Here is a 26,348-nt window from a genome sequence, read left to right on the forward strand (position 1 = left end):
CACTTTCATGAATTATCGAAGGCTCGTTATTCTTCTTTCGCTTACCGGCCTGGCCGCGTGTACGGTAATGCCCACCGGACCCAGCGTGATGGCGCTACCCGGATCGAGCAAGACGTTCGATCAGTTCCGCGCCGACGACGCCTCGTGCAGGCAGTTCGCCTTCCAGCAAGTCGGCGGCGTCAGCGCGGATCAGGCAGCGGCGAACAGCGCGGTCGGCAGCGCAGTGGTCGGCACCGCGATCGGCGCGGCGGCGGGCGCGGCGTTTGGCGGCGGATCGGGCGCGGCCATCGGCGCGGGCGCGGGGCTGCTCACGGGCAGCGCGGTCGGCGTCGGCGCGGCGCAGACATCGGGATACGGCGTGCAGCGCCGTTACGATTACGCGTATCTCCAGTGCATGTACGCCGCCGGCGACAAGGTGCCGGTGTACGGCCCGATGCGCACCGCTCCGCCGAACGGCGCGTATTCCACGCCGCCATTGCCGCCGCCCGGCATTCAGCCGCCGCCGCCGTCGAGTTGACCGGGCGCGAGTGGCGGCAATCGTCAGTGACGCGGATCGTTGGCGGGACGCGAACGCGGATGCACCGGGGCGACGAGTCCCGGTGCGACGAGCAGCCCGATCACCCAGCCGATGTAAAACCGCAGATCGCTCCAGAACTCCGCTCTCTCGTAGACGCGAAACGCCTGGACGTGCGCGAGCCACAGCGCCGTCTGCAGCAAGCCTGTGAGCACGAGCCACGTCAGCGCGATCACGCCGGTCGCGCGGGCGCAGCGTTCGAACGTCGACGCATCCCACTGTTGCCGAACGATCACGCAGCCAGCGAGCAGGATCAGCATCGCGGGGATGAAGCTCGTGACGAGCACGCGCGCTTCCCACTCGAACATGACGCCGCATAGCAGCCCGACGACGACCGCGAATATCGCCGACGGCCACGCGATCCACGCCGGACCGCGCGCCGCGAGCCACGCTATCGTGATGACGAACGGCAGCGCCGCCCATTGCAGCGCGAGCGCCACGGCTTTCGCGAGGTTCTCGCTCGCCTGCTCGTTCGAATGGCTCGCGGCGACATACACGGTGATCGCCTCGTGCACGCACACCGCGACGAACGCGAAGCTCAGCGCCTCACAGGCGGCGAACGCCGGCGATTTGGCTGCGCGTTCATGCGCGGCATCCGAGGCGAGGCCGCGCACGCGCTCGAGCACCGGATCGACGAAAAACGCGAGGATCGCGCCGATCAGCAGCGCGGCGGCGGCATCGGTGAGCGAAAAATGTCCGAAGAGAGAGAACAGGCCTTGCCAAAGAAACTCGGGCGCGGCGGCGCAGATGGCCACCCACAACGCAAAAAAGAAGCCGTTCGATGCACGTCTGAGCGGCATGGCCACCTCGATGCGGGTTGAACCTCAGCTTCCCTCGGGCAACGCCGCACCCGCCACGCGCGCGGCGATCGCATCGCGCACGCGCGCGAACAGGTCGGCGGGAATGTCGAAGCATTCGTACGCGAGCGCTTGCGCCACGGTCACGACTTTCAGTTCCTCGTAGCGTCGGCCGCTGCCGATCATCGCTTCGAACGCATTGGCGCGCGCGTTGATTTCGATCGGATCGGCGTTCACGAGCAGCACCGCGTGCGCGAGCACCGCATAGTGCGGCGTGTCGCCTTCATCGGGCCGAAGCGGCACGCGTCGCCAGTACTGCGCCGTGCCTGCCATCTTGCGCGCATCGCCGCCGGGGCCCCACGCGAGATTGAAGCGCCCGTCGCAGAACGAGCCTTCCACGGCCTGATAGTGCGTGAGGACGCCGAGCGTATTGAGCGCATCGGCGAGGATGCCGCACAGGTGCAGATAGACCGGCTCGGCGAGCGCGCCCATCGTCGCGCGAACGGGGTAGGCAAGGCTCAGATTGAGGATGCCGGGACCTTGCGGCACTAGTCCGCCGCCCGACAATCGCAGCCAGACGGGGCAGCCGCGTTGCGCGAAGGTGGCGCGGGCGTCGGCGAGCGGCGCGTATCGCTGATAGCTGCGCGGCACGATCAGCGATACCGGCGCGGACCACAGATGCGCGACGGCATGGCCCGCGCCGGCGCGCGCGAGAAGCGCTTCTTCGGCGTCGAGCGGATCGCCGGGAAGCGAAGCGGGGTCGAGCAGTTCGAAGGGCATGGGATGGATGCTTGGCCGCGCCGCCATCGACGCTATGTCGCATGGTAGCGAAGAACGGCGGCGGCGGCCAAATGCGCGACGGGGCGTCAGCCTTCGGCCCGCTTGACATGCTCCTTCAACAACGCGTTGACGTCATTCGCCTTTTCCATCTGGCTCATGTGGCCGGCGTCGTCGAAAACACGCACGGTCGCGTCTTTCGGTGCGCTTTGCGCGTGCGCCGCCGGAATGATGCGATCCTGCGCGCCCCAGATCACGAGCACCGGCTTGCCCGCCGACGCCGCCTCGCGCCCCGGCTGCGCGCCCTGCTTGCCGCCCGCGAACAGCGCGCCACCGAGCGCGGTCAGCGCTTCGCTGACGCCGTCGAGCCGCTTGTACTTCAGCAGATCGTCGAGCATCTGGCGGCTCACGAGTTCCGGATTCGCGAACAGCAATTCGACGACCGGCTTCAGCTCGCGACGCGACTGCGCGCTGACGAAGCCGTCCGTGTACGCGTTGTTGATCTCATCGCCGAAACCGGCCGGCGAGATCAGCGCGAGCGATTGCACGCGCTCCGGCGCATCCACGGCCAGTTGCGCCGCGATCCCGCCGCCCAGCGAATGCCCGACGAAATGCGCGCGATCGATGCTCACCGCGTCCATGAAGCGCGCGACGAACTGCGCCAGCTCGGGAAGCGTCGTGCCGGCCAGGCGCGGCGTCGATTGTCCGTGCGCCGGCAAATCGAGCGCGAACACGCGGTTATGGTCGGCGAGCGCATCGAGATTGAAGAGCCAGTTGTCGAGATCGCCGCCGAAGCCGTGGATGAACAGCACTGCGGGCCGGCTCGCATCGTCGCCGCCGCGCGACGCGTAGCGCACGCGGATGCCGTCGACATCGACGAAGTGATACGCCGACGCCGCTTCCTCGCCCTCGCCTTCTTCATCGGCGGGCGTGACGTACGACGACACGTAGGCGTCGATATCCGCGTCGCTCACTTCGGCCGGCGCGAGCACGCCGAGCAGCGCCTTGACGGGCAGCGTGTCACCCGCCGACGCCACGCGGCGCCGGAGCAAGCCCGCGTCCGGCGCTTCGACCGCGTTGGCGATCTTGTCGGTTTCCACGTCGAGAATCGGCATGCCGACGGTGATCTGCGCGCCCTCTTCCACGAGCCACTCGTTCACCGTGCCTTCCTTCATCGACAAGCCCCATTTGGGCATCACGATTGGAGTGATTGCGCTCATCAGTGCTTGCCTCCTTTCAGGGTCTTGCGGGCGGCGTCGGCAATCTGCGCGGCGCTCGGAATGTACAGGTCTTCGAGCGTCGGCGAGAACGGCACCGGCGTATGCGGCGGCGTGACCATTTCGATGCCCGCCTTCAGCGCGCCGAACGCCTGTTGCGCGACCTGCGCGGAAATGTCGGTGGCGATGTTGCAACGCGGATTCGCTTCATCCACGACGACGAGCCGCCCCGTGTTCTCCACCGTTTCGAGCACGGTGTCCATGTCGAGCGGCGACAGCGTGCGCAGATCGACGACTTCCGCTTCGATGCCCTCCTTCGCGAGCATCGACGCCGCTTCGAGCGCGCGATGCACCATCAGCCCGTACGTGACGATCGACACATCCTTGCCGTCCCGCACGATGTTCGCTTCGCCGAACGGAATCGCGTACGAGTTCTCCGGCACTTCGCCCTCGAAGCCGTACAGGTTCTTGTGCTCGCAGAAGATGACGGGATCGTTGTCGCGAATCGCCTGGATCAAGAGGCCCTTCGTGTCGTACGGCGTCGACGGGCACACGACCTTGAGGCCGGGAATATGCGTGAAGATCGGCGTCAGCATCTGGCTGTGCTGCGCCGCCGCGCGAAAGCCCGCGCCGACCATCGCGCGGATCACGACGGGCGTCTCCGCCTTGCCGCCGAACATGTAGCGGAACTTGGCGGCCTGATTGAAGATCTGGTCGAAGCACACGCCCATGAAGTCGATGAACATCAGCTCCGCGATCGGCCGCATGCCGCACGCCGCCGCGCCGATCGCCGCGCCGACGTACGCGGATTCGGACAGCGGCGTGTCGAGCAGCCGGTCGCCGTGCTTCGCGTACAGTCCCTTCGTCACGCCGAGCACGCCGCCCCACGCGTCTTTCTCGCCGTCCGCGCCTGCGCCGCCGACGATATCCTCGCCCAGCACGATCACGCTCGGATCGCGGGTCATTTCCTGATCGATGGCTTCGTTGATCGCCATCTTCATGCTCAGTTTGCGGGCCATGATGGTTGTCTCCTTGTGGTCGGCGTTTTAGTAGCTCACGTAGACATCGGTGAGCAGATCGGCGGCGGTCGGCTGCGGCGCGTCTTTCGCTTCCTGCACCGCGCGGTCGATCAGCGCGGCGACTTCGCGGTCGATCGCATCGAGTTCGCCGGGAGAGATCACATCGGCGTTCGTCACGGCCTGCGCGAACTTTTTGAGGCAATCCTTGTTCGAGCGGATATCGTCGAGTTCGCCCGGCGCGCGATACGTCTGCGCATCGCCTTCGAAGTGGCCGTAGAAGCGGATCATCTTGCATTCGAGCAGCGCCGGGCCGCCGCCTTCGCGCGCGCGGCGGATCACTTCGCCCGCGGCTTCGTGGACGGCGAAGAAGTCGGTGCCATCCACCGTCACGCCGGGAATGCCGAAGCCCGCCGCGCGGTCGACATAGCTGTCCACCGCCGTGCCGTACTCGCGCGCCGTCGATTCCGCGTAGCCGTTGTTCTCGATCACGAAGATCACCGGCAGATTCCACACCGCCGCGAGATTCATGCTTTCGAGGAACGTGCCCTGGTTGGACGCGCCGTCGCCCGTGAACGTGATGCCCACTTCGCCCTTGCCGCGAAACTTCGCCGCGAGCGCCGCGCCGCAGATGAGCGGCGCGCCCGCGCCCAGAATGCCGTTCGCGCCCATCATCCCTTTCGACAGATCCGCGATGTGCATGGAGCCGCCCTTGCCGTTACACGAGCCGCCTTTTTTGCCGTAGATCTCCTTCATCATCGCGACCGGATCGACGCCCTTCGCGATGCAGTGTCCGTGGCCGCGATGCGTGCTCGCAATGCGGTCCCCATCGTTCAGGTGATGCATGATGCCGACGCCCGCCGCCTCCTCGCCCGCGTACAGATGCACGAAGCCGGGGATGTCGCCACGTCCGAAATCGACGTGCAGGCGCTCTTCGAAATCGCGGATCGTGCGCATCTTGCGATAGACCGCCAGCAACTCGTCCTTCGACAAGGGCAAGCCGCCCGCATGCTGTTGCGACGCTGTCATCTCTGTCTCCTTTCGGCTGGTTGAACTACGGTGCATGGCTCACGCATGAGTCCGGCGCGCGCCGCGTAACGCATGCACGCGGCGACGTCGATGCTTCGGAACGCGTTTTCGCGCAGGGTGATGGTCACTTCGTCGCCGGTGCCGAAGGCAAGCTCGCGTTCGCCGTCGAGCGCGACGATGCCTGCGCGCTGCTTCACGCGATGCGGCACGCCGTCGGTCAGGCGCTGCCAGTTCGCGATCGGCACGGGTTCGGTGAGGCCGGGCGCGATCGGCGCGTGAAGATCGAATTCGCCGTGGCCGGGCGCGGCGAGTTCGACGGCGAGGCCGCCCGGCTCGTGACGCCCGAGCGGTTCGAGCAGCCCCGCAATCGCCGACATGCCGATGGCCTGCGGATCGGCATACGACACGTACACGGCGGCGAGCGTGTCGATCTTCCAGAGCGCCCGCGCGCCGACGAAATGCTCGTGCGAGATCACGGCGTCCACGAGCGCGATGTCGTGACGCACGACGCCGTTCGCATCGCGAATGTCGATGTCGAGCCGCTTGTTCTCGACGAGCGCCTCGCCTGCCGGAATGCGGCCGGTTGCGTACAAGCCTGTCGCGAGTCCGGAGATGGTCGGCTCGCGCATCTCGGGAAACGCGTTGTTCGTGCCGGTCGAAAGGCCCGCGAGCGGCACCGCGCCGCATTCGCGCACGACCGCGCGATGCGTGCCGTCGCCGCCGAGCACGATGAGCGCATCGGCGCCGGCGTCGCGCATCATGCGTGCGGCGCGGAACGTATCGTCGACGCGCGCGGTCACGGGCATGTCGAGGAAATCGACGGCGGGCAGCGTGGCGTCGGGGCCTTGCCGCCGCGCGAGATGGCGCTGGAGCATGACCTTCAGGCCTTCGCGGTCCGGCATCATCATGACGCGCGGCACGCCGCACGCCGCCAGCGACGAGAGAATCCGCAGCACGATATTCACGCGGTCCGCGAGCTGCAGACTGTTCGCGTTCGCGATCACGCGGCGAATGTCGCGCGCCGATACAGGATTCGCGATGATGCCGACGAGCGCCGGCCCGGCCTTCGCGCTTTCACGCATGCCTGTGTCTCCTGAATGCATTGGAATCGTTGTGGCGCGGATTAAGGCAAGGGGTATGCCAATGCGCCCGCAGCGCGACTAGCCGTGCAGAAGCGCCGATTGCCGCGCGTTCGCGTGACAGGTGTCACAGCGCAGGTGTATCGCGAAGGTGGACAGGCGTATCGGGCGGCTAACGTGACGCGTCGCGCTGATTCGGCGAGCGGATGCCATACCGCTCCATTCGCCGATAAAGCGTCATCCTGCTCACGCCGGTCTGCCGCGCGACCGCGCTCAGGTTCCAGCTCGCCGCGCGCAGGTACTGCATCAGCAGCATGCCCTCGGGCGGCAGGCGATGCGGGTCGAAGTCATCGAAGACAGGCGCGGATTGATGCGCGACCGGCGCGGGCGCGGGCGAGGATGCGCCGAAGCCTTCGGGCAGATCGTCGATGTCGATCAAGCCGTGCGCGCACACCGCGCGCGCGTATCGCAGGACATTGCTCAGCTCGCGCGAATTGCCCGGCCACGCATGCCGATGCAGCCGCTCGCGCGCCGCCGGCGACAGCGTGACGCCGCCGCGTGCAGTATCGGCATCGGCATCGAGCAGCGTGCGGATCAGCCAGTCCAGATCGGTGCGCTCGCGCAGCGGCGGCAGCGTGAAGCGCGCGCCGTTCAGCCGATAGTAAAGGTCTTCGCGGAAGCGGCCTTCGCGCATCAGTTCATCGAGCGAATGATGCGTCGCCGAGATCACGCGCACGTCGACCGACACGGGCCGCGACGCGCCGATCGCGAGCACTTCGCCTTCTGCCAGCACGCGCAGAAGACGCGATTGCAGTTCGCGCGGCATGTCGCCGATTTCATCGAGAAAGAGCGTGCCGCCGTCGGCTTCCTGAATCAGCCCGCGTTTTCCCTTCGCGCCCGCGCCCGAAAAGCTGTTCGGCAGATGCCCGAACAATTCGCTTTCGATCAGCGTCTCGGGAATCGCCGCGCAATTCACCGCGACGAACGGCCCCGCGCGCCGCGCACTCGCGCGATGCAGTGCCTTCGCGAAGTATTCCTTGCCGCTGCCGGTCTCGCCGTTGACGAGCAGATTGATCGGCGAATCGACGAGCTTCGCGGCGCGTTCGAGCTGGCGCGTGAGCGCGGCGTCGCCGCCGGATAGCGCGGCGAGCGGCGCGGGAATCTGGATGGCGCGGCTGGCGTTCGTGTTCGCGCTCGCCGTCGATGTCGGCGTGAAGCATGGCGCGGGCGGCATCACGCTGAGATAAAGCAGCGCGCCGCTTTTCGCGAGCGGCAACGCGCGCAACTCGCTCGGGCGCGAATACACGAAGCGCCCGAGGTCTTCGACGCGCGCCTCGAAGAGCGCATCGAAGCGCACGCCGATCAGCGACGCCGCCGGTTCGCCCGGCGCGATCGGCCGCCCTATTTCCGCCGCGAGCATTTCGTGCGCGCGGCGATTGTGCCCGGCGATGCGCCCGGTTTCATCGAGCGCGATCAGATATTCCGGATCGACATCGACGAATTCGGGCGACGTATGCAGCTTGAGAATCCAGTCCTGCCGATGCGCCCGCAGAAAGTTCGCGTTCTCGATATGCCCCGCGTAGATCCGCACGAGCTGCAACGCGAGATTCTGGCTGTCGCGCGGCTGCGGCGACGAGAGCGCGGAAATGTCGAGGATCGCGGCGAGCGCGCCGCGCGAATCGAAGAGCGGCGCGGCGGTGCACGTGAGCGGAATATGCGTGGCGTCGAAATGATCGACCTGATGCACGGTCAGCGCCTGGCCCGTCGCGAGCGCGGTGCCGACCGCGCACGTGCCCGCGCCGGTCTCGCTCCACTCCGCGCCGAGATAAAGGCCCGCGCGGCGCAGCGCGGCGTCGGTGCTGGCGTCGCCGATATAGTCGACCGTGACGCCGAGCGCATCGGTCAGAAGCACGACATAGCCCATGCCCGCGACCTGCCCATACAAGGTCTGGAGGCCGTGCCGCGCGATGCGCGCGAAATCGTCGATGCGCTGCTGATGCTCGCGCAGCCGCGTGTGCGGCAGGATGCGCGCTTCCTGCATCCGCGACGGATCGAGCCCGTACTGATGCACGCAACGCCGCCACGAACTCTGGATGATCGCGTCGTGCGCGCGCGCGGGCGCCAGCATCTGCGCCCGCGTGGTCGCCGCGACGACCGCCTCGATGTGCTCGCGTTGCCGCATGTCCATCGTGCTCTCCTTGAGTGTCTCCTTCCGACGCGTCTTTTATTTTGCGTTGTTGCGTCGTTTGCGCCGCTCGATGTCGGGAAAACACGGGGCAGACCGGCCCGCGCGCGGCGTCTTTCAGGCCATATGATGCTCGAATCGGCAAGACGAGTCATTCGCCGGGCTTGCTGCAGTGCGGCACCGGCGCAAATACAAAACGATTACGGATAAGGAGACGACCGATGACGAAGATCGCCTATGAGGACTTCGAGCGACAGGTGGTGCAGCATCACCTCATCAAGGGCAATGTGTACGAGAACGGCGCGGCGCTCGTCGACCGCGCGAACCGGTGGATTGCGGAGCATCGCATCGACGTGTTGAACATCGAAAGTCTCTCGACCTTCGGCGCCGGCGACGATACCAGCGTCAGCCATTGGTACTCCGGCATTCGCGTCTGGTATCGCACCGAATAGGGCCGCGCCGAAAACGCTTAGCCGCGTCCGACGAACGGCATCTTGGTCGCCATGACGGTGTGGAACAGGACGTTCGCCTCGAGCGGCAGATTCGCCATGTAAAGCACCGACTGGCCGACGATCTTCACGTCCATCATCGGCTCGATGGCGATCTCCCCGTTCGCTTGCGGCACGCCGCGCGACATGCGTTCGGACAGCTCGGTCAGCGCGTTGCCGATATCGATCTGGCCGACCGCGATGTCGTGCTTGCGGCCATCGAGCGAGGCGGACTTCGTCAGTCCGGACACCGCGTGCTTGGTCGCCGTGTACGCCGCCGAGTTCGGACGCGGCGCGCTCGCGGAAATCGAGCCGTTGTTGATGATGCGCCCGCCCTTCGGCGTCTGCGCGCGCATCGTGCGGAAGGCTTGCTGGAGGCAATAGAACATGCCGTTCAGATTGACGTTGACGACGCCTTGCCATTGCTCGGGCGTCCAGTCTTCGAACGGCCCCGGCGGATTGCTGACGCCCGCGTTGTTGAACAGCAAATCCACGCGCCCGAAGCGTTCGACGGCAGCCGCGAAAAGCTGCTCGACCGATTTAGGATCGGCGACGTCGGTCGGCACGGCGAATCCGCGATCGGCCGCGCCGGACTCCGCGACGACGGCTTCGAGGGGCGCCGCGCGCCGGCCCGCGAGCACGACGGACCAGCCGTCGGCGAGCAGCGCGAGCGCCGCCGCGCGGCCGATGCCGCTGCCCGCTCCCGTGACGATTGCAATGCGTGAAGAAGTGTTGGTTGCCTCGGGCATGTCTCCGTTCTCCTGTTTGCGTGAGCGCGACACGTCGCGCCCCGTTGGCTTGATTGCGATCGGGAGAACATTATCGACGAAAAGCCTTGCAGCGCCGTTTCAATGGCTGCTGGACGCTTCCGCCTGCACGGTGCCCGCCGTGTTGCGCATGTGGCTGCCGTCGCAGAACACGGCGGTCATCAGCATCGGCACGACTTCATGGACGACAGCCGTGCTGCCCGCCTCGCGCACGCGCGCTTCGACCGAGTCCTTCGAGCCGAGCACGACCACGCCGTATGCGGAATCGTTGATCGGCTTGCCTTTGCCCTGTTTGAACATCGCGTCGCCGTGTTCGTAGCCGAGCACCGCGTAGACGCGAAAGCCGTACGCGGTGAGATTGCTGTCGTGCGTCGGCTTGAACGCGTTGATCGAATTGGCTTCGACGCGCATCGGGCTTGCGTCGATCGAGCCATCGTCGACGAGCGGCGCGATGAACCGATGCGCGCTCGACTGGCAGTCGAGCTGACGTTCGAGCGGATGCGCGTGGCACAGACCGGGCGACACTCCGCCGGCCACGGCAGCCAGAACGGTGAACCTTGCGAGAGGAACGGTTTTCATGGCGTCGGCACGACAACGGTGGTTGGGGTTCATGCAATGCATCGCAAGTGCATGCAATTCGCGCGCCAGCGAGACGACCGCTTTGAAGATTCGACGCCGTCGAAAATGGCCGGTCGATCGTCGCAGGCATTTACTACAAATGGGCGTGTAGCGGCATCGGCGTTCCGGCCCCGAAGTCGTTATATTGAGCGATTCATTCACACCGGATGCCCTCATGCCCACGCTCTCCGATTTTCCGATCAGCCGTAAATGGCCCGCGCAACATCCCGAGCGCATTCAGCTTTATTCGCTGCCGACGCCCAACGGCGTGAAGGCGTCGATCATGCTCGAAGAGACGGGGCTTCCGTACGATCCGCATCTCGTGCGTTTCGATGCAAACGATCAGATGTCGCCCGAATTCCTGTCGCTCAATCCGAACAACAAAATTCCGGCGATCATCGATCCGAACGGGCCGGGCGGCGAACCGCTCGCGCTTTTCGAATCAGGCGCGATTCTTATCTATCTGGCGGACAAGAGCGGCCAGTTTCTGCCGCGCGACCCGGCGCGCCGTTATGAAGCGATTCAATGGCTGATGTTCCAAATGGGCGGCATCGGCCCGATGTTCGGACAAGTCGGCTTCTTTCATAAGTTCGCGGGCAAGGAGTACGAAGACAAGCGTCCGCTCGCGCGGTATGTCGCGGAATCGCAGCGGCTGCTTGGCGTGCTCGAAGGACGCCTCGCCCGGCGCGAGTGGATCATGGGCGACGAATACGGCATCGCGGATATCGCCGTGTTTCCGTGGGTGCGCAATCTTGTCGGTTTCTACGAGGCACGCGATCTGGTCGAATTCGATCGGTTTGCTAACGTTCAGCGCGCGGTCGATGCCTTCGTCGCGCGTCCGGCGGTGCAGCGCGGGCTGGCCATCCCGAAGCGGGATTGAGATCGCGGGCGATTGGTGGTATCGGACATGCGGGGTTAAGCGCGTGTTTGTGCCTCCTACGCGATCCGGCGCAGCCGTTTCGCACGCGAGTTGAAACGCGTTTCGTATCAAGGAGTTGGGGCGGTGTTGCTCAGGATATCCACATGCTTGTTCAACTTTTCTGTGGATAACGGCGCGTTCGTCTGCGGCTTCATGCCCCGGTTTTTTGACAAGCGGACAGAGCGCGCGTGACGGGTTCACAATGAGCGATCACGCGCGCAAATCGCTCGGCGGCCGAAACACGTTTTACATCAACGCGTTGGCTCGACGATGCTCAGGATATCCACATGCTTGTTCAGACTTTCTGTGGACAACGCGCGAGTCCCCTTGCGATGCATTCAACGGATGCCGACGTCATGACCGCCCTTCCCTTCTCACGTATCGCCGGTCGCGGCTGCGCGCGCCGCACACGCACGCTCGCCGCCATCGCGCTGATCACCGTCGGCGTATCCATCCATGCGCAGGCGGAATGTCCCGGCTATGTCGAAACCGATGCCGGCAGCGCATTCGACGTGGCCGCGATCATCAAGGACAGCGGATCGCCGCAGACGGCGCTCGACCGGGTGCGAGGCGCCGTGTCGAAGATCAACGCGGGCGGCGGATGTTCGATCTTCGCCAACAAGCGAGCCTGCGAAGAAACGCTCGCGCTCGCCAGCAAGGCGATGGTCGCGCTGCAAGCGTGTTCGTCGGCATCGCCGCCCAAGAACGCCGCGCACGGCTGAAATCAGTGGACGAAAAAAAACGCGTGCTGCCCCGAAGGGCGGCACGCGTTTTCGATGCTACGAGACGCGGTTTCGACGATCAGCGATCGAGGAACGGACGCAGCTTGTCGGCGCGGCTCGGATGCATCAGCTTGCGCATCGCCTTGCTCTCGATCTGACGGATACGCTCGCGCGTCACGTCGAACTGCTTGCCCAGCTCTTCGAGCGTGTAGTCCGACGCCGTATCGATACCGAAGCGCATACGCAGCACCTTCGCTTCGCGCGGCGAGAGCGCGTTGAGCGCATCGTCGATTGCGGCGCGCATGTTGGCGTGCACGGCGGCATCGGCGGGCGATGCAGCGCCCTGGTCTTCGATCATGTCGCCGAGCGTCGCGTCGGCATCCTCACCGACCGGCGTTTCCAGCGACACCGGCTGCTTCGCGATCTTGAGAATGCCGCGAATCTTCTCTTCGGGCATTTCCATGCGCTCGGCCAGCACCGACGGATGCGCTTCCTGACCCGTCTGCTGCAGGATCTCGCGCGAAATGCGGTTCAGCTTGTTGATCGTTTCGATCATGTGAACCGGCACGCGGATCGTGCGAGCCTGGTCGGCCAGCGAACGCGTCACCGCCTGACGAACCCACCACGTCGCGTACGTCGAGAACTTCCAGCCACGACGATATTCGAACTTGTCCACCGCCTTCATCAGGCCGATGTTGCCTTCCTGAATCAGGTCGAGGAACTGCATGCCGCGATTGACGTACTTCTTCGCGATCGAGATGACGAGACGGAGATTCGCCTCGATCATTTCGCGCTTCGCCTGACGCATCTTCAGCTCGGCGGCCGTCATCTGACGGTTGATCTGCTTCAGTTGCTGCAGCGGCAGCGCGACGACGCCTTCGATGTCGATCAACTTTTGCTGTTCAGCCTGAATAGCCGGCAAGCTGCGCTCCAGCGACGCGCCGTACTGCTTCGAACCCGCTGCTGCACGCGACGTCCATTCGAGATCGGTCTCGTGACCGACGAACGACTCGACGAACTTCTCGCGCGGCATACCGCAGCGGTCGACCGCGATCTGCAGAACACGACGCTCGATTTCGCGCACTCGCGCAACTTGCTGCTGAACGTCGGCGCACAGGCGGTCGATGGTCTTCGCCGTGAAGCGGATCGAACCGAGTTCGCGCTGGATCTCGGCGCGAGCACGTTCGACGGCCTTCGCTGCCGTGGCGCCCGATCCCTTAGGATTGCTTGCCTGTTCGGCGAGGTCGCGCACGCGGGCGAAAATCTCGAGGCAATCGGCCTTCAACTGCTTCAAACGCGCTTCGTTCGATGCGCCGGAATCGCCGCCTTCGAGGTCGCTGTCGTCATCGTCGTCGCCGTCGGAGTCGTCGCTGTCCGTATCGATATCAGCGGACTCCGTTACTTCGGGAGCCGAAATATCTTCCTCTACCGCGTCGTCTTCTTTCAGGCCGTCGACGAGTTCGTCGATCTTCAGCTCGCCGGATTCGACGAGTGCCGCGTCCGCCAGAATGGTGCCGACCGTCGACGGGCACGCGGCGATCGCCTGGATCATCTCGTGCAGGCCGTCTTCGATGCGCTTCGCGATTGCGATTTCACCGGCGCGCGTGAGCAACTCGGTCGCGCCCATTTCGCGCATGTACATGCGCACAGGATCCGTGGTGCGTCCGAATTCCGAGTCCACGGTCGAGAGCGCGTTTTCGGCTTCTTCTTCCGATTGCTCGTCGGCCACGACCGCAGGCGCGTTGTCGCTCAGCAGCAGCGTTTCAGCGTCGGGCGCTTGCTCGTACACGGCCACGCCCATGTCGTTAAACGTGCTGACGATGGTTTCCATCGCCGCGGTCTGTGCGAAGTTGTCCGGCAGGTGGTCGTTGATTTCGGCGTGCGTGAGATAGCCACGCTCCTTGCCGAGTTGAATCAACGCACGCATCTGACGCTGACGCTCTTCGTCCTGCTCCGCCGTCATCACGACATCGGGCTGCATCGTGCCGGCCTGGCCTTTGCTCTTGCCCGCCTTGCGTCCTGCAGACCGACGCACCGGCGCGACGATATCCAGCTCCGAATCTTCCCGATCAAAACTTGCCATACTTTCTCCTCGACAGGTTTGCTCGGCGATGACAGGTCCCCGGAAGCGAGCGTGACGGCCCGCGTGACATCGATAACAGCTTCGACAACGGACGGCTTGCTGAGAATCGCATCGAGCAAAGCGCACAATCCACGCGTAGTACGTGCATTGCGTAAATTCCAAAGCGCCATCAAAGACGCAACCTTAGAGTATATCAGCGTTTGTTGCGACGCAGCAGGTTTATTTTCGTCTTGGTAATTACCCGAATGCGCGATCCATTCCGTCTTCGGCAAGGTGGATCGAAATGCGCTTTCGGGTCCTGAACGTCATGCCGCGTTTGGTGACGGTCCTGCTTCCCCATTCATCCCCCATGTTGTGCCCTCTCCGGCCTGTTTCAACCGCAATAAGCGTTTGAGCGCGTCGAGATTGCGCAAGGCGTGTCTAGCTGGCGCTGTTTCATTCGAGGGGCGGGGTTCGAGCGCAGGCATGGGCCGATGATCGTGCGATTCCGTTGCGGCTGCGTCCACCGGAACAATGCGACCGGCATCGAGCGCCGCGATGAAATCGCTGGCCCAAGCCCCTGCGTGTACGCGCGGGTGAGCTTCGTCACGATGATTGACGGTGATCGACTTGGCGTCGTCGGCGACGACGTAGTGGCGAAGTCCGTCATGGCTAACGAAGGCGCGCCCGGCGAGCGTTCGAGTTTCACGCTGGACATGCGCTTGGTGCGCAGAGACAGTTTCGCGTTCGACGATGTCTTGTTGCTTTGTGCGAACTCGATGAGCGAAGTCGACCGGCGCTCTAAGCAATGTGCGCAGGTAGCTGATCGGGTGCTTCGCCAGGCGTAGATGTTCCCATGTGGCTTCGACTACGTCGGAGAGTCGCTTTCCTTGGGACCTCGCCTCGCGCATGAGTTTGAAGACGAGGAACTCACGAAATCCCAGCGTGCAAAGGCGGTCCAGATCTGGCGGGAGGCGTCCTGGTTGTCTCTTTTGAGTAGAAGGGCTTAGATCCTTATATATAGCGCCGTCTGCCACCGTGACAGACGGTAGAGCCAAAGGAGTCGCCGCAGCGGAGCGCACGTCACCGTCCTGCGAGCGGGTGATCGCTTCATCCGACTGCATCGACGGTTCGACCAAGCCGAGAAGCGCCGCTGCCTTGCGCGTGAGATGGATGTATGCGCGACCGAAGAGTCCTGCGCCGCCGTAACGGCTCTGAGGCGGTCGAGTGATGAAACCCTCGGATTCCAGATCGTCGAGGCTGCGATAGAACGTGCGCATCGACTGGAGGGCGCGGCCGGTCAGCAATTCGCGGCGGGCAAAAATGGCGGCAAAGGGTCGTCCGGCGTCGACCGTTCGCGCTAGTGCGGCTAGAACGGCGCGCGCTCGAGCGGGAAGGGCAGAGACGTGGTTCGCGCGATGCGCTGCCCGGAAGATGATCCACGGCAGGTTGGATCGATCGCAAGCGTATTCGTCGAGCGCCTGCTGATCCTCATTATCGACGGTTGATTTGAAGTCTTGCGGGCGAGTTTTAACCTCGCCTGCAACGGAAAGTTGCGCGATATGCATGTCAAGTGCGTCCATTTCGAAAAATGGAGGACAAACGCTTGACTGCTAATCGCTATCCGCTAAACTTCGAGTTGTGGAGCTCGTGACCCGATTGGCGTCGGGAAGCGGACGGGCGATAAGCAGTAAAGCCCGAATTCAAAAGCCTTCGGTTGGCGCCGAAGGCTTTTGTCTTTTCAGAGTCAGTAGTTACATGGCTGCCTCGTTGTTTCTTCGTTGCTTACTCATTGATTTTTGAGGAGTTTCTACTAGAGCCATCGCGGGCTTAGTTCGACGAAGATGCTAAGCCTTTGATTCTTTGAGAAAACCTAGTAGAGCCTCAGTCTGACGCACTCTCGTCGATCGATTTGTTAATGAAATCTGCGATGCGCTGCGCCCAGGCCTCCGCCTCGCCTGCATCATTTTCGTAGAAACGGATGCCGACAACCCCGCTTCGGGCCGAAACCTCACACACCTTTCTCCTGCCCGCTCGGACGACCGTTGTTCTGGGCGCGGCCGCCTTGGGCTTTTCCGCCGCGAGGGCAACTGCTTTGTCTTGAGTAAAACTTTCGTCGCTAATCAAGCGATGGATCGCCTCGACGACTTTCTCTGACTTTCCAGCTTCCGTCAGCGCCGCGAGCTTCTGTGCGGCGTTGCTTCCAAGGCGCTCCGGCTTTTGCGCGAGCGCTTCCTTTGCAGCGTCGGGTAGAGCGTCGAACGAAAAGATGCGACTGACGTGGCTCTTGCTGAGGCCGGCGCTTTCGGAAATCTCGGCTCGCGATAGGCCGCTCAGCTCCTGCAGACGTTTGAAGTTCCAGTACTTCTCGAAGTCGGTAAGAGACGGCGAAAGTAGGTTCGAAAAGAACGCCGCGAACTCGATCTCGCCTTCTTCGATAGCGGCCACGTTCGCGCGAATCGTGGTCCGCCCGAGTTCGCGATAAGCTGCAACGCGGTTGTGCCCGGCGACGATCTCATAGCGGCCGTCCGACACAGGGCGCACCAGGATCGGTGTCGCGAGCGCGTGCTGCGCCAGATTGGCCTTCAACTCCTGAAATTGCTCGGCGGTCAGCTTGCGCCGCCTACCGTCTACCTCGACGAGCGCGTCGAGCGGCACTTCGAATGCCGCTCGCTGCTCGAGTTGCGCCTCCAGTTCCTTGATTCGCGTTTGCGCCGTGTTGATCCGATGTTGCGCATCCATCAACCTTCCGGGCGACGTGCGCGGCTCCGAATTAACGACGCGCTGAGTCGGCTCAGTCGGCTTATTGCCAATGTTCGCGGTCTTCGCGAGAAGTCTGTCCCCGATGCCCATTTATGCCTCCGCCTGATTCCACGCGCGAACGAACTGCGCGTCGAGATGTTCTGCGAGCCGGTCGAGCGGCTCCTTGAATCGGTTGTAGGCCGCCGTGCTGCCGTCGGGCTTCGACAGGTCATACACAGTCGACAGCTGCGCCGACGCGCCCTTGGGCACCGTCGATTCCGGAATTTCGAAGGGCAGTACGCGATCGCCGTATGCTTTTTGTAACCATCCCCTCACGACGCGCGAGACGTCATCGGACTTGGCTTTGGTCAGAATCACGTTGACGAAATCGAAGCGCTTTTGCTCGAGCACCCCGGGCAGCTTCTTGGCGATGTCCGCAAAGAGATGCCAGAACTGCGTCGAACTCGCGAAGTCCAGCGCTTCAGGCGGGCAGGGAAGCAAGATCGCATCGGACGCGAGGAGCGCGTTGATGGTCAGATAGCTGAGCGCGGGCGGGGTATCGATAACCACCGCGTCGTACTCCTCGGTCAGCGGCATCAACCCTTTACGCACGATTTCCCAAAACTCGAACGTGCTGTCGTTCAACACTTTGGCCGGAATCTCGAATTCGGCGTCGAACAGCGACGACGACGCCGGAATCAGATCGAGGTTATGCCAATACGTCTCTTGCACAGCGTATTGCAGCGTTGTCTGGTCGCCATAGATCAGCGGCAGGAGGGTCTGATCGTCTGATATTTCGGCGTCGGGCGCCCATCCGCAGAGTTGGGTCGTGGTGCCTTGCGGGTCGCAATCGATCACGAGGACGCGCCGGCCCAGCAACGTCAGCGCTTGGGCCGCCGATACCGCCGTCGTCGTCTTGGCAACGCCCCCCTTGAAGTTCGCGACGGTCACGATCCGTCCGCGTTTGCCCTCGGGCCGCCGGACGCGCTCCTTCGTGGCACGAACCCAAGTCAGCGCTTCTTCGAGCGTGAATTCCTTGCTTCGGCCCGCGCCCTTCGACGTTCCCGCAGGCAGTTCGCCCTTGGTGGTCAGGTACTGAAAGCGCTGCTTGTCGATCCCACACAGCGAGGCGACCTGCGCGCTCGTGAACGTCGGCGCGCTCTTGCGTGGATAGGGCTCCAGCATCGCGTCGCGGATCTGATTGAGAATGTCAGTGGCTTGGGCGGCCACCCCCAAGAGCGTTTCGATCGAAACGGATTGATCGACTTCGGGAAGCCGAGCGCTTAACATGGAGTTCGCAGTCACTGGCGGGCCTGGGTAAGCAAAAAATTCTTCGGTTTGTGGAAAACATACTGCAAACCGAAGAATAAACGGCCAACCGGTAAACCTCAAGTAAACTCTGAACTCTTTGTTGCGCGGCTGCAGGCGGTTTTACCTCGCGGCGTTCTCGTAAACATTCACATTAGGCGCAATCCCAGTCGACTTCAGCCGCAAGCGTGCTTCGCAGGAATCGCTCGACGCCGAGTAAACGGCTGGAATCTTCGCGTTCGAGGTAGAGCGCCGTAGTCGAATCGTCGGCGTGGCCGAGTCCTTTGCCTAGCTCGGATAAGTCCGCGCCGTGAGCAAGCGCATGAACCGAGTGCGTGTGCCGAAGCCAGTGTGTGCTGGCGCGCGCGAGACGTCGTCCGGCGCCGGGCGTCTGGGCTTCAGCCGCCGCGGCAGCATTCGCGAACACATTTTTGAACAGTCTACCGATCCCGTCGGGCGTGATGGCGCTTGTTCCGCGTGCCTGAGCGAGAATCGGCGTGCCCTCGGGACACTCGAGCGCACCCGGCAGACCCCGCAGCGCAAGATTGTCGTGCAGCAGTTCGACGACGACAGGCGGCAGTAGCACGGTCCGGACTGCACGCCGCCCGCTGGCCGATGCGACGCTTAGCCGCCATACCGGCGCGTCCACGCCGGACAATCGCCCGACGGAAAGCGCGTCCGTCGTAGCGGCGGCAAGTTCCGCCCGGCGCAGACCGGTGGCGTAGGCGAGGAGGAGCGCCAACCGGTCGCGATGCTCCGCAAATGTATAGTGCGGCCGCGTGACGGAAAGCAGCACCGTCCGCCACTGCTCGGCATCGAGCGTGCGATCTTGCGCGTCGAAGGTCGGCGGTGTCGCCACGCGCTCGTGGCCCGCGAAGGGATTCGTCGCCAGGTAACCGCTTTCGACGAGCCACTCGCACATCGCATTGAGAATCGCCCGAGCCGCTTCCCGGCTGCGATCGGAGAGCGGCCCGGCGAACGGCTTCCAGCCGGGAAGACACCGTTCGATTCGACCCCGCGCAATCCAGCGCTCCGCCGGTTGCGGGTTGGGCAGAAATTCGGCCAGATACGACGCGCAATCGTCCGAACTGAGCGATGAGAGCGGCTTCTCCTTTTCGACCAACGCCCAGAGCAGCAGTCTTTCCGCCTCCCGCCGATACGCTCGCCGAGTGTGATCGCTCGCCGAACGTGCGTCGAGCCAGGCGGTGAGGGCGCGCAAGTCGGTGCCGAAATTCGCGGCGACGGATTTCGTCGCACGATTCGTCCCCCGCGATCCATCGAACGCGGCGGGCACCCGCAACGCTTCAAAGGGGGCGATCTGGACCGGAACTGCATCCGTCGATGAGACCGGCAGCGTATCCGGCCGCCATTGCCGCCGCGGCACGAGCGCAAACGGCGAAAGCGTGTGCCGGAGCGGTTCTGCATGCAGCGTCAGCCAGTCGACGATCCGCTGCGCACCCTTCGGCCCGAGCCGTGGCACGGATGTGTACCAGCGATGGCGCCGTCGCTCGATCAACGCAATGAGATCCGCGATCGTCGTGAGCCCTGCCGCCGACAGACGCGCGGTCACGACCGGCTCGAACCATCCGTCGATCGGATGATCGGGCTTCGGATCCTGAACGAGGCTCGCCTCCATGCGGGCGAGCGCGTTCGCCTGCCGCCGACGCAGCCGCGCATTGCGCGCCGAGCGCCGGTCCGATGCCGCCGACGCGCCGTGCCGAAACTCCTCTTCATAGAGCGCGAGCAGTTCGGATTCGCCGTACACGCCGTCCGGATCGATGCGCTCGCGGAACGCCTCGAGCGTCGGTGCGTCCGAAGAGGCCGCGCCATCAGCAGGCGATGGAATGCTGCCCGGGCGCAGCCGAAGCAGATGTGCGGCTTCGACGTCCTGTGCGCGGCGGGCGAGAACCGAAAGCGTGTCCCGCAGGGCGGCGATCAGTCGTCGCGTCTTGCGGACGTCGGATCCGGCCTCGCCGTACGAAGCGTGGAGCTGCGCTTCCGAAACGCCGTCGAGGTAACCGCGATAGAGCGCGAAATGCTGACGCGTGAGCCGTCGCGGCGCACCGGTTTGCGCTGCATGGTCAGAAGGGCGGGTTGCCACCACGCGTTTTTTGTCTTTGATATCAGTCATTTGGCGCGAGGTTATCAAGTGCCGTCGAATTTGACAAGGTAAATCGATACATCTGATAAGAGCAATTATCAGCAATGCGCGTTCGGCGGACGCGCATTGCGCTCGCTTGAATGTTCGAAGCCTGCGGAGCATATTCGAGCCACCACAGGCGCACTCTTCAGGAGACACGTGCCGATGCGCGACCCCCGACGCCCCGCGTACAAAGAGCCGGGCAACGATGAATTCCGCCCGAGTCTCCCCGAGGTGTACGCGTCGGTGCGAGTGCCCGTCGGCGTCGGATGGATTCGACGCTTTCTCGCCTTCGCCGGCCCCGGCTACATGATTTCGGTCGGCTATATGGATCCCGGCAACTGGGCGACGGATATTGCCGGCGGCTCGAAGTTCGGCTACACCTTGCTAGCGGTCATCCTGTTGTCGAATCTGATGGCGATTCTTCTGCAGGCGCTCGCCGTGCGGCTCGGCGTCGCGACCGGCCGTGACCTCGCGCAGGCGTGCCGCGATCACTACTCGAAGCCGGTCAACCTCGCGCTGTGGATCGCGTGCGAGGCGGCGATCGTCGCGTGCGATCTCGCCGAGGTGATCGGCACGGCCATCGCGCTGCAACTGCTGTTCGGCATTCCGCTGATCGCCGGTGCGTTGCTGACGGCGCTCGACGCCTTCCTGCTGCTCCTTCTGGTGAACAAAGGCTTCCGCTTGCTGGAAGCGTTCGTGATTTCGCTGCTGGTCGTGATCGCGGTGTGCTTCACGTTGCAGATCGTCGCCGCGTCGCCGCCGATCACGCAGGTGCTGCGCGGTTTCGTGCCGTCGCCGCAAATCGTCGCGAATCGGGAGATGCTGTATGTCGCGATCGGCATCCTCGGCGCGACGGTCATGCCGCACAACCTGTATCTGCACTCGTCGGTGGTGCAGACGCGCGCTTACGGCAAGTCGATCGAAGCCCGGCGCGACGCGATCCGCTGGGCGACCATCGACAGCACCATCGCGCTGACGCTCGCGCTTTTCATCAACGCGGCGATCCTGATCGTCGCCGCCGCCGTCTTCCACGCGAACGGCCACAAAGACGTCGCGGAAATCGGCGATGCGTTCCATCTCCTGTCGCCGCTCCTCGGACTCGGGATCGCATCGACGCTGTTCGCCGTCGCGCTCCTCGCCTCGGGCCTCAACTCGACGGTCACCGCGACGCTCGCCGGTCAGATCGTGATGGAAGGCTTTCTGCGCCTGCGTCTGCCGAACTGGGCGCGGCGGCTGATCACGCGCGGGATCGCCATCGTTCCGGTCGTCATCGTCACGGCGATCTACGGCGAAAAAGGCACCGGCCAACTGCTCGTGTTGAGCCAGGTCATTCTGTCGATGCAGCTTCCGTTCGCCGTCATCCCGCTCGTGCGATTCGTGTCCGACCGCCGCAAGATGGGCGTTTTCACGATCAGCCGATGGCTCGCCGCGCTCGCGTGGTTCGTGGCGGGCGTGATCGTCGTGTTGAACGTAAAGCTGCTTGCCGATACGCTGCTCTTCTGACCACAAACGGGAGACGCGCGCCATGACCGGCACTTTCATCGACATCGCTCCGCGCGAGGGCGGCACGATCCGCGCCTACGCGGCCTGGCCGGCTCACGGTTCAGGTCCGGGCCTGCTGCTGTTGCACGACGCATCCGGTTTCGACGCCTTCATCCAGTCGACGGCCGACCGCTTGGCCGAGGAAGGCTACGTCGTGCTGGCGCCGGATCTCGCTGGCCGCGCGCCGAAGGGCGGGGGCGTGTCGATCGAAAATTTCGCAGCGATCGAGGACGCTCTTCGCGCGTTGCCGGAGCAGGCGGGCAAAGTCGGCGTGATCGGCTTCGGCGCGGGCGGCCGGCTCGCGACGCACGCGGCGGCGAACACGGACATCGACTGCGCGGTCGCCTACTATCCCGACAATCCCGACGCGTGCCTAAAGGACCTCGCCACGATCCGCTGCCCGATGGTCTTCCACTTCGCCGACGAGCAGCCGAGCGAGGCGTTCGCGGGCAAGCAACATATCGAGCGATACGTCTACCCCGGCTGCCGCGCGGGCTTCGCTCGGCCCGACAGTCCGCAGCACGACAAACCCGCCGCGCTGATGGCCTACTCGCGCACGCTCGCGCTATTGCGCCGAGTGCTCGGGCCGGTCTTCGACCTGAATCACTTGTGGGAGCAACACTGCTATTTCGAGTTCGCGACGCGCGATGTCGACGCCGTCATGCCGACGATGGTTGCCGAGCCCTACGTCAATCATGTGCCGACGATGACCGGCGGCGTCGGACACGATCAGCTCAAGCGCTTTTACAAGTACCACTTCGTCGATTCGAACCCGAGCGACACGAAGCTGATTCCGGTGTCGCGCACGATCGGCGCGGACCGCATCGTCGACGAGTTCGTGTTCTGCGCGACGCACGATCGCGAAATCGACTGGCTGCTGCCGGGACTCGCGCCGACCGGCCGCTATTTCGAGGTGCCGATGCTCGCCGTGATCCGCTTTCGCGGCGACAAGCTCTACAACGAGCATATCTATTGGGATCAGGCGTCGGTGCTGGTGCAGATCGGCGTGCTCGATCCGACCGGGCTGCCGGTCGCGGGGCGGCAGACGGCGCAAAAACTCATCGACGAAACTCGGCCGAGCAACACGTTGATGCCGAACTGGGCGTCGAGCGAAGGCAAGCCGATCTGACGCCGCCTATTTATGACTAACAATAACTGACAGGAGACAGTTGAATGACCGATGTGGCCCAGTGTCCCTTTCACGCGAGCGGACCTTCAGAAATCGCCGCGCCGAACGGCTGCCCGGTGAGCCCGCGCGCCGCCGACTTCGATCCGTTCAGCGACGGTTATCAGCAAGACCCGCCCGAATACGTGCGCTGGGCCCGCGAGCAGGAGCCCGTGTTCTATAGCCCAAAGCTCGGCTACTGGGTCGTCACGCGTTACGACGACATCAAGGCGATCTTTCGTGACAACCTCACGTTCAGTCCGTCGATCGCGCTCGAAAAGATCACGCCGACCGGCGCCGAAGCGAACGCGGTGCTCGCGTCGTACGGCTTCGCGCTGAATCGCACGCTCGTCAACGAGGACGAGCCCGCGCACATGCCGCGCCGCCGCGCGCTGATGGACCCGTTCACGCCCGAGGCGCTCGCGCATCACGAACCGATGGTGCGCGCGCTCACCCGCGAGTACGTCGATCGCTTCATCGACGAGGGCCGCGCCGATCTCGTCGATCAGATGCTGTGGGAAGTGCCGCTCACCGTCGCGCTGCATTTTCTCGGCGTGCCCGAAGAGGACATGGACACGCTGCGCGAATATTCGATCGCGCATACGGTGAACACGTGGGGCCGCCCGAAACCCGAGGAACAGGTCGAAGTGGCGCACGCGGTCGGCAAGTTCTGGCAGTACGCGGGCAAGGTGCTCGACAAGATGCGCGAAGACCCGTCGGGCGACGGCTGGATGCAATACGGCATCCGCAAGCAAAAGGACATGCCCGAAGTCGTCACGGACTCGTATCTTCATTCGATGATGATGGCCGGCATCGTCGCCGCGCACGAAACGACGGCGAACGCATCGGCGAACGCGATCAAGCTGCTGCTGCAACATCCCGACGCGTGGCGCGACATCTGCGAGGACCCGAGCCTCATTCCGAACGCGGTGGAAGAATGCTTGCGGCACAACGGATCAGTGGCGGCATGGCGGCGGCTCGCGACGAAGGACGTGACGATCGGCGGCATCGACATTCCGGCGGGCGCGAAGATTTTGATCGTGACGTCGTCGGCGAATCACGATCAGCATCGTTTCGTGGATGCCGACCTCTTCGATATCCGCCGCGAGAATGCGAGCGATCAACTAACCTTCGGCTACGGCGCGCATCAATGCATGGGCAAAAATCTCGCGCGCATGGAGATGCAGGTTTTCCTCGACGAACTCACGCGCCGCCTGCCGCACATGCGGCTGGCCGAGCAGCGCTTCACGTACGTGCCGAACACGTCGTTCCGCGGGCCGGAGCATCTTTACGTCGAATGGGACCCGGCGATGAATCCCGAACGCACGGATCCGTCCGTGCGCGAACCGCGCGCGGTGGTGCGCATCGGCGAGCCGTCGTCGCATGCGGTGAACCGCGCGGTGATCGTCGAGTCGGTGTCGGCGTGCGCGGAACGCATCGTGCGCGTGCGCCTCGTTTCCGCCGATGGTCGCCCGTTGCCGCGCTGGACGCCGGGATCGCATATCGACGTCGCGTGCGGCGACAGCGGCTTGTCGCGTCAATACTCGCTCTGCGGCGATCCGGCCGACGCGCACGCGTTCGAAATCGCCGTGCTGCGCGAAACGGAAAGTCGCGGCGGATCGGCGTGGGTGCACGACAACGTGAAGCCCCGCGCGCACTGGCGCATTCGCGGCCCGCGCAATCACTTCCGGCTCGATGAAACCGCGCGCAAGCTCGTGCTGATCGCGGGCGGCATCGGCATCACGCCGATCAGCGCGATGGCGCGTCGCGCGCGCGAAATCGGCATCGACTATGAAGTGCACTACAGCGGACGCTCCCGCGCGTCGATGGCGCTCCTCGACGAGATGCGCGCGCTGCACGGCGATCGCCTGCGCGTGTTCGTATCGGAAGAGGGCGCACGCAACGATTTCGGGGCCTTGCGCGTCGATGACGGCACGCAGGTCTACGCGTGCGGCCCCGCACGGATGCTCGATGCGCTCATTGCCGCGAGCGCCGCCTGGCCCGACGATGCGTTGAAGATCGAGCACTTCGAATCCACGCTCGGGACGCTCGACGCCGCGCGGGAACACGCGTTCGACGTCGAACTCAAGGATTCGGGCTTCACACTGACGGTGCCCGCGGACCAGACGCTGCTCGCCACGCTCCGGCGCGCGAACGTCGATGTCCAAAGCGATTGTGAAGAAGGGCTGTGCGGATCGTGCGAAGTGCGCGTGATCGAGGGCGAGATCGATCATCGTGATCTCGTTTTGACGAAGGGCGAGCGGCAGGGAAATCAGCGAATGATGGCGTGCTGTTCCCGTGCGAAAGGTATGAAACTGGTATTAGCGCTTTAATCGGGAATTGCAGTTCATGCAACGCAGGCGATGAATAGACTGATGGAACCGATTTCACGCCTGCGTCATATCCGCGTATTACACCCGTATTAATTGACGCAAACTTTATTAAGCGTATTTTCAATAGTCTGCGGCTTCGGGCAATCAACTGTGCGTTTCGCAGCAGCGCCGAGGCGTAACGTCGCAGCTTCGCATAACCTGCGCAATCCTCATATGGCCTGCACAATAAAAGATGCTCAAAAGCAACTGTATTGAACGGACGTTCGATCTTAGACGCATTTTTTCGCACGAAGGCGGCGGGAATTCTTACCATTCCTAGGGTTATTACCTAGAAATATGCAATTTTTTGTCGATGGTTTACGTTTAGAATTGGCATCAATTGGTGCGACGCACAAGCATCCGCGTCCATTAACTCTTCCAAGCTTTTATTACAGCTCCGCGCGGTATTCGCACGGATGGAGCTTTGCGCGCCGGTTTATTTGGCTCGTGTTTGACCTGAGAGACTTAATTAAAGGCCCATATAAATGGACCACGTACTTCGCTTGAAACCCGCAGTTACCGGCGTGTCCCGATGGGAATGCCGACATCGGCTGCTTCTTGATGCCGATTTTCAGAACGCGCCGTGAAAGCGGCGCGGCGCCGTCCGGGCAGACAGTCTGCTTCAGCCGTGCGCCCCCTCACGCCCCGCGCAGTGCGGGCCTCAATCCATGCGGAGCCGCGCTTCGTGCGCAATCGGGCCGGAACCGGCTTCGCGATGTTTCTGGTTGTTCGACGAGGATCAAACATGTCTGACGTAGTGATCGTATCGGCCGCGCGTACAGCGGTCGGCAAGTTCGGCGGCTCGCTCGCGAAAATCGCGGCGCCG

General features: G+C 63.8%; 21 protein-coding genes. 7 read left to right on the plus strand and 14 right to left on the minus strand.

Going from position 1 to position 26,348, the window contains the following annotated elements:
* Window positions 1-7: 7 nt before the first annotated feature.
* Window positions 8-517, plus strand: a complete 510-nt coding sequence (locus AWB72_RS14120) for a glycine zipper family protein (protein WP_040052640.1) — start codon at window positions 8-10, stop codon at window positions 515-517.
* A 23-nt stretch (window positions 518-540) separates the two neighbouring features.
* Here the strand turns inward: AWB72_RS14120 and AWB72_RS14125 are convergent, their stop codons facing one another.
* From AWB72_RS14125 to AWB72_RS14155, 7 genes are all read right to left on the minus strand, one after another.
* A complete protein-coding gene (locus AWB72_RS14125; protein WP_087128124.1) occupies window positions 541-1,374 on the minus strand; it encodes a hypothetical protein in 834 nt (277 codons plus the stop codon).
* A gap of 24 nt (window positions 1,375-1,398) precedes the next feature.
* Window positions 1,399-2,151 carry a lipoyl protein ligase domain-containing protein gene (locus AWB72_RS14130; RefSeq protein ID WP_040052732.1) on the minus strand — a complete coding sequence of 251 codons (753 nt, stop codon included), beginning with the start codon at window positions 2,149-2,151 and terminating at the stop codon, window positions 1,399-1,401.
* A gap of 86 nt (window positions 2,152-2,237) precedes the next feature.
* Complete coding sequence (locus AWB72_RS14135) at window positions 2,238-3,368, minus strand: acetoin dehydrogenase dihydrolipoyllysine-residue acetyltransferase subunit (RefSeq protein WP_040052642.1); 1,131 nt, start codon at window positions 3,366-3,368, stop codon at window positions 2,238-2,240.
* A complete protein-coding gene (locus AWB72_RS14140; protein WP_040052643.1) occupies window positions 3,368-4,384 on the minus strand; it encodes an alpha-ketoacid dehydrogenase subunit beta in 1,017 nt (338 codons plus the stop codon). Before AWB72_RS14140 ends, AWB72_RS14135 begins: the two co-directional genes overlap by 1 nt.
* A gap of 27 nt (window positions 4,385-4,411) precedes the next feature.
* Window positions 4,412-5,410: a thiamine pyrophosphate-dependent dehydrogenase E1 component subunit alpha gene (locus AWB72_RS14145; RefSeq protein WP_040052644.1), complete on the minus strand. Its 999-nt coding sequence runs from the start codon at window positions 5,408-5,410 to the stop codon at window positions 4,412-4,414.
* Window positions 5,407-6,492, minus strand: a complete 1,086-nt coding sequence (locus AWB72_RS14150; RefSeq protein ID WP_087128126.1) for an ATP-NAD kinase family protein — start codon at window positions 6,490-6,492, stop codon at window positions 5,407-5,409. Before AWB72_RS14150 ends, AWB72_RS14145 begins: the two co-directional genes overlap by 4 nt.
* Window positions 6,493-6,661: 169 nt before the next feature.
* A complete protein-coding gene (locus AWB72_RS14155) occupies window positions 6,662-8,677 on the minus strand; it encodes a sigma-54-dependent Fis family transcriptional regulator (RefSeq protein WP_040052646.1) in 2,016 nt (671 codons plus the stop codon).
* A gap of 218 nt (window positions 8,678-8,895) precedes the next feature.
* On the opposite strand from AWB72_RS14155, the gene AWB72_RS14160 reads away from it, so the two are divergent.
* The gene (locus AWB72_RS14160) at window positions 8,896-9,126 is read left to right on the plus strand and encodes a hypothetical protein (protein ID WP_040052647.1); all 231 of its coding nucleotides are present in this window, start codon (window positions 8,896-8,898) and stop codon (window positions 9,124-9,126) included.
* 17 nt (window positions 9,127-9,143) lie between these two features.
* Here AWB72_RS14160 and AWB72_RS14165 read toward each other — a convergent pair whose 3' ends face one another.
* Window positions 9,144-9,911: an SDR family oxidoreductase gene (locus tag AWB72_RS14165; protein WP_040052648.1), complete on the minus strand. Its 768-nt coding sequence runs from the start codon at window positions 9,909-9,911 to the stop codon at window positions 9,144-9,146.
* A gap of 99 nt (window positions 9,912-10,010) precedes the next feature.
* Window positions 10,011-10,508 (minus strand): hypothetical protein, encoded by a 498-nt coding sequence (locus AWB72_RS14170; RefSeq protein ID WP_040052649.1) that lies wholly within the window; start codon window positions 10,506-10,508, stop codon window positions 10,011-10,013.
* A gap of 214 nt (window positions 10,509-10,722) precedes the next feature.
* Between AWB72_RS14170 and AWB72_RS14175 the strand changes: the two genes are divergently transcribed.
* Window positions 10,723-11,427 carry a glutathione S-transferase N-terminal domain-containing protein gene (locus AWB72_RS14175; protein WP_040052650.1) on the plus strand — a complete coding sequence of 235 codons (705 nt, stop codon included), beginning with the start codon at window positions 10,723-10,725 and terminating at the stop codon, window positions 11,425-11,427.
* Window positions 11,428-11,822: 395 nt separating this feature from the next.
* Window positions 11,823-12,188 (plus strand): hypothetical protein, encoded by a 366-nt coding sequence (locus AWB72_RS14180; protein WP_040052651.1) that lies wholly within the window; start codon window positions 11,823-11,825, stop codon window positions 12,186-12,188.
* Between the two features lie 79 nt (window positions 12,189-12,267).
* On the opposite strand, the gene rpoD is transcribed toward AWB72_RS14180, so the two are convergent.
* The 5 genes from rpoD to AWB72_RS14205 form a co-directional block, all read right to left on the minus strand.
* Entirely contained in the window at window positions 12,268-14,271 is a 2,004-nt protein-coding gene (gene rpoD / locus AWB72_RS14185; RefSeq protein WP_040052652.1) for an RNA polymerase sigma factor RpoD, read from the minus strand.
* Window positions 14,272-14,576: 305 nt separating this feature from the next.
* A complete protein-coding gene (locus AWB72_RS14190) occupies window positions 14,577-15,818 on the minus strand; it encodes a hypothetical protein (protein ID WP_052450097.1) in 1,242 nt (413 codons plus the stop codon).
* 316 nt (window positions 15,819-16,134) lie between these two features.
* Entirely contained in the window at window positions 16,135-17,103 is a 969-nt protein-coding gene (locus AWB72_RS14195) for a ParB/RepB/Spo0J family partition protein (protein ID WP_040052653.1), read from the minus strand.
* Complete coding sequence (locus AWB72_RS14200; RefSeq protein ID WP_040052654.1) at window positions 17,104-18,282, minus strand: ParA family protein; 1,179 nt, start codon at window positions 18,280-18,282, stop codon at window positions 17,104-17,106.
* A gap of 172 nt (window positions 18,283-18,454) precedes the next feature.
* Window positions 18,455-20,431 (minus strand): site-specific integrase, encoded by a 1,977-nt coding sequence (locus AWB72_RS14205; RefSeq protein ID WP_084593093.1) that lies wholly within the window; start codon window positions 20,429-20,431, stop codon window positions 18,455-18,457.
* 174 nt (window positions 20,432-20,605) lie between these two features.
* Between AWB72_RS14205 and AWB72_RS14210 the strand changes: the two genes are divergently transcribed.
* From AWB72_RS14210 to AWB72_RS14220, 3 genes are read left to right on the plus strand one after another with little or no spacing between them, the layout of a single operon-like run.
* Window positions 20,606-21,946 (plus strand): Nramp family divalent metal transporter, encoded by a 1,341-nt coding sequence (locus AWB72_RS14210; RefSeq protein ID WP_040052735.1) that lies wholly within the window; start codon window positions 20,606-20,608, stop codon window positions 21,944-21,946.
* Between the two features lie 22 nt (window positions 21,947-21,968).
* Window positions 21,969-23,114 (plus strand): dienelactone hydrolase family protein, encoded by a 1,146-nt coding sequence (locus tag AWB72_RS14215; RefSeq protein WP_040052655.1) that lies wholly within the window; start codon window positions 21,969-21,971, stop codon window positions 23,112-23,114.
* A 44-nt stretch (window positions 23,115-23,158) separates the two neighbouring features.
* Window positions 23,159-25,483 (plus strand): cytochrome P450/oxidoreductase, encoded by a 2,325-nt coding sequence (locus tag AWB72_RS14220; RefSeq protein WP_040052656.1) that lies wholly within the window; start codon window positions 23,159-23,161, stop codon window positions 25,481-25,483.
* Window positions 25,484-26,348 lie beyond the last annotated feature (865 nt).

Source organism: Caballeronia concitans (genome assembly GCF_001544615.1).
Taxonomy (GTDB): Bacteria; Pseudomonadota; Gammaproteobacteria; order Burkholderiales; family Burkholderiaceae; genus Caballeronia; species Caballeronia concitans.

Excerpts from the sequence above, each read along its gene's own strand:
- AWB72_RS14160 (WP_040052647.1), top strand. The coding sequence starts at position 8,896 with ATGACGAAGATCGCCTATGAGGACTTCGAGCGACAGGTGGTGCAGCAT.
- AWB72_RS14210 (WP_040052735.1), top strand. The coding sequence starts at position 20,606 with ATGCGCGACCCCCGACGCCCCGCGTACAAAGAGCCGGGCAACGATGAA.
- AWB72_RS14215 (WP_040052655.1), top strand. The coding sequence starts at position 21,969 with ATGACCGGCACTTTCATCGACATCGCTCCGCGCGAGGGCGGCACGATC.
- AWB72_RS14130 (WP_040052732.1), bottom strand. The coding sequence starts at position 2,151 with ATGCCCTTCGAACTGCTCGACCCCGCTTCGCTTCCCGGCGATCCGCTC.
- AWB72_RS14175 (WP_040052650.1), top strand. The coding sequence starts at position 10,723 with ATGCCCACGCTCTCCGATTTTCCGATCAGCCGTAAATGGCCCGCGCAA.
- AWB72_RS14150 (WP_087128126.1), bottom strand. The coding sequence starts at position 6,492 with ATGCGTGAAAGCGCGAAGGCCGGGCCGGCGCTCGTCGGCATCATCGCG.
- AWB72_RS14190 (WP_052450097.1), bottom strand. The coding sequence starts at position 15,818 with ATGCATATCGCGCAACTTTCCGTTGCAGGCGAGGTTAAAACTCGCCCG.
- AWB72_RS14195 (WP_040052653.1), bottom strand. The coding sequence starts at position 17,103 with ATGGGCATCGGGGACAGACTTCTCGCGAAGACCGCGAACATTGGCAAT.
- AWB72_RS14205 (WP_084593093.1), bottom strand. The coding sequence starts at position 20,431 with ATGACTGATATCAAAGACAAAAAACGCGTGGTGGCAACCCGCCCTTCT.
- AWB72_RS14140 (WP_040052643.1), bottom strand. The coding sequence starts at position 4,384 with ATGGCCCGCAAACTGAGCATGAAGATGGCGATCAACGAAGCCATCGAT.
- AWB72_RS14155 (WP_040052646.1), bottom strand. The coding sequence starts at position 8,677 with ATGGACATGCGGCAACGCGAGCACATCGAGGCGGTCGTCGCGGCGACC.
- AWB72_RS14145 (WP_040052644.1), bottom strand. The coding sequence starts at position 5,410 with ATGACAGCGTCGCAACAGCATGCGGGCGGCTTGCCCTTGTCGAAGGAC.
- AWB72_RS14170 (WP_040052649.1), bottom strand. The coding sequence starts at position 10,508 with ATGAAAACCGTTCCTCTCGCAAGGTTCACCGTTCTGGCTGCCGTGGCC.
- AWB72_RS14135 (WP_040052642.1), bottom strand. The coding sequence starts at position 3,368 with ATGAGCGCAATCACTCCAATCGTGATGCCCAAATGGGGCTTGTCGATG.
- AWB72_RS14165 (WP_040052648.1), bottom strand. The coding sequence starts at position 9,911 with ATGCCCGAGGCAACCAACACTTCTTCACGCATTGCAATCGTCACGGGA.
- rpoD (WP_040052652.1), bottom strand. The coding sequence starts at position 14,271 with ATGGCAAGTTTTGATCGGGAAGATTCGGAGCTGGATATCGTCGCGCCG.
- AWB72_RS14200 (WP_040052654.1), bottom strand. The coding sequence starts at position 18,282 with ATGTTAAGCGCTCGGCTTCCCGAAGTCGATCAATCCGTTTCGATCGAA.
- AWB72_RS14125 (WP_087128124.1), bottom strand. The coding sequence starts at position 1,374 with ATGCCGCTCAGACGTGCATCGAACGGCTTCTTTTTTGCGTTGTGGGTG.
- AWB72_RS14180 (WP_040052651.1), top strand. The coding sequence starts at position 11,823 with ATGACCGCCCTTCCCTTCTCACGTATCGCCGGTCGCGGCTGCGCGCGC.
- AWB72_RS14120 (WP_040052640.1), top strand. The coding sequence starts at position 8 with ATGAATTATCGAAGGCTCGTTATTCTTCTTTCGCTTACCGGCCTGGCC.
- AWB72_RS14220 (WP_040052656.1), top strand. The coding sequence starts at position 23,159 with ATGACCGATGTGGCCCAGTGTCCCTTTCACGCGAGCGGACCTTCAGAA.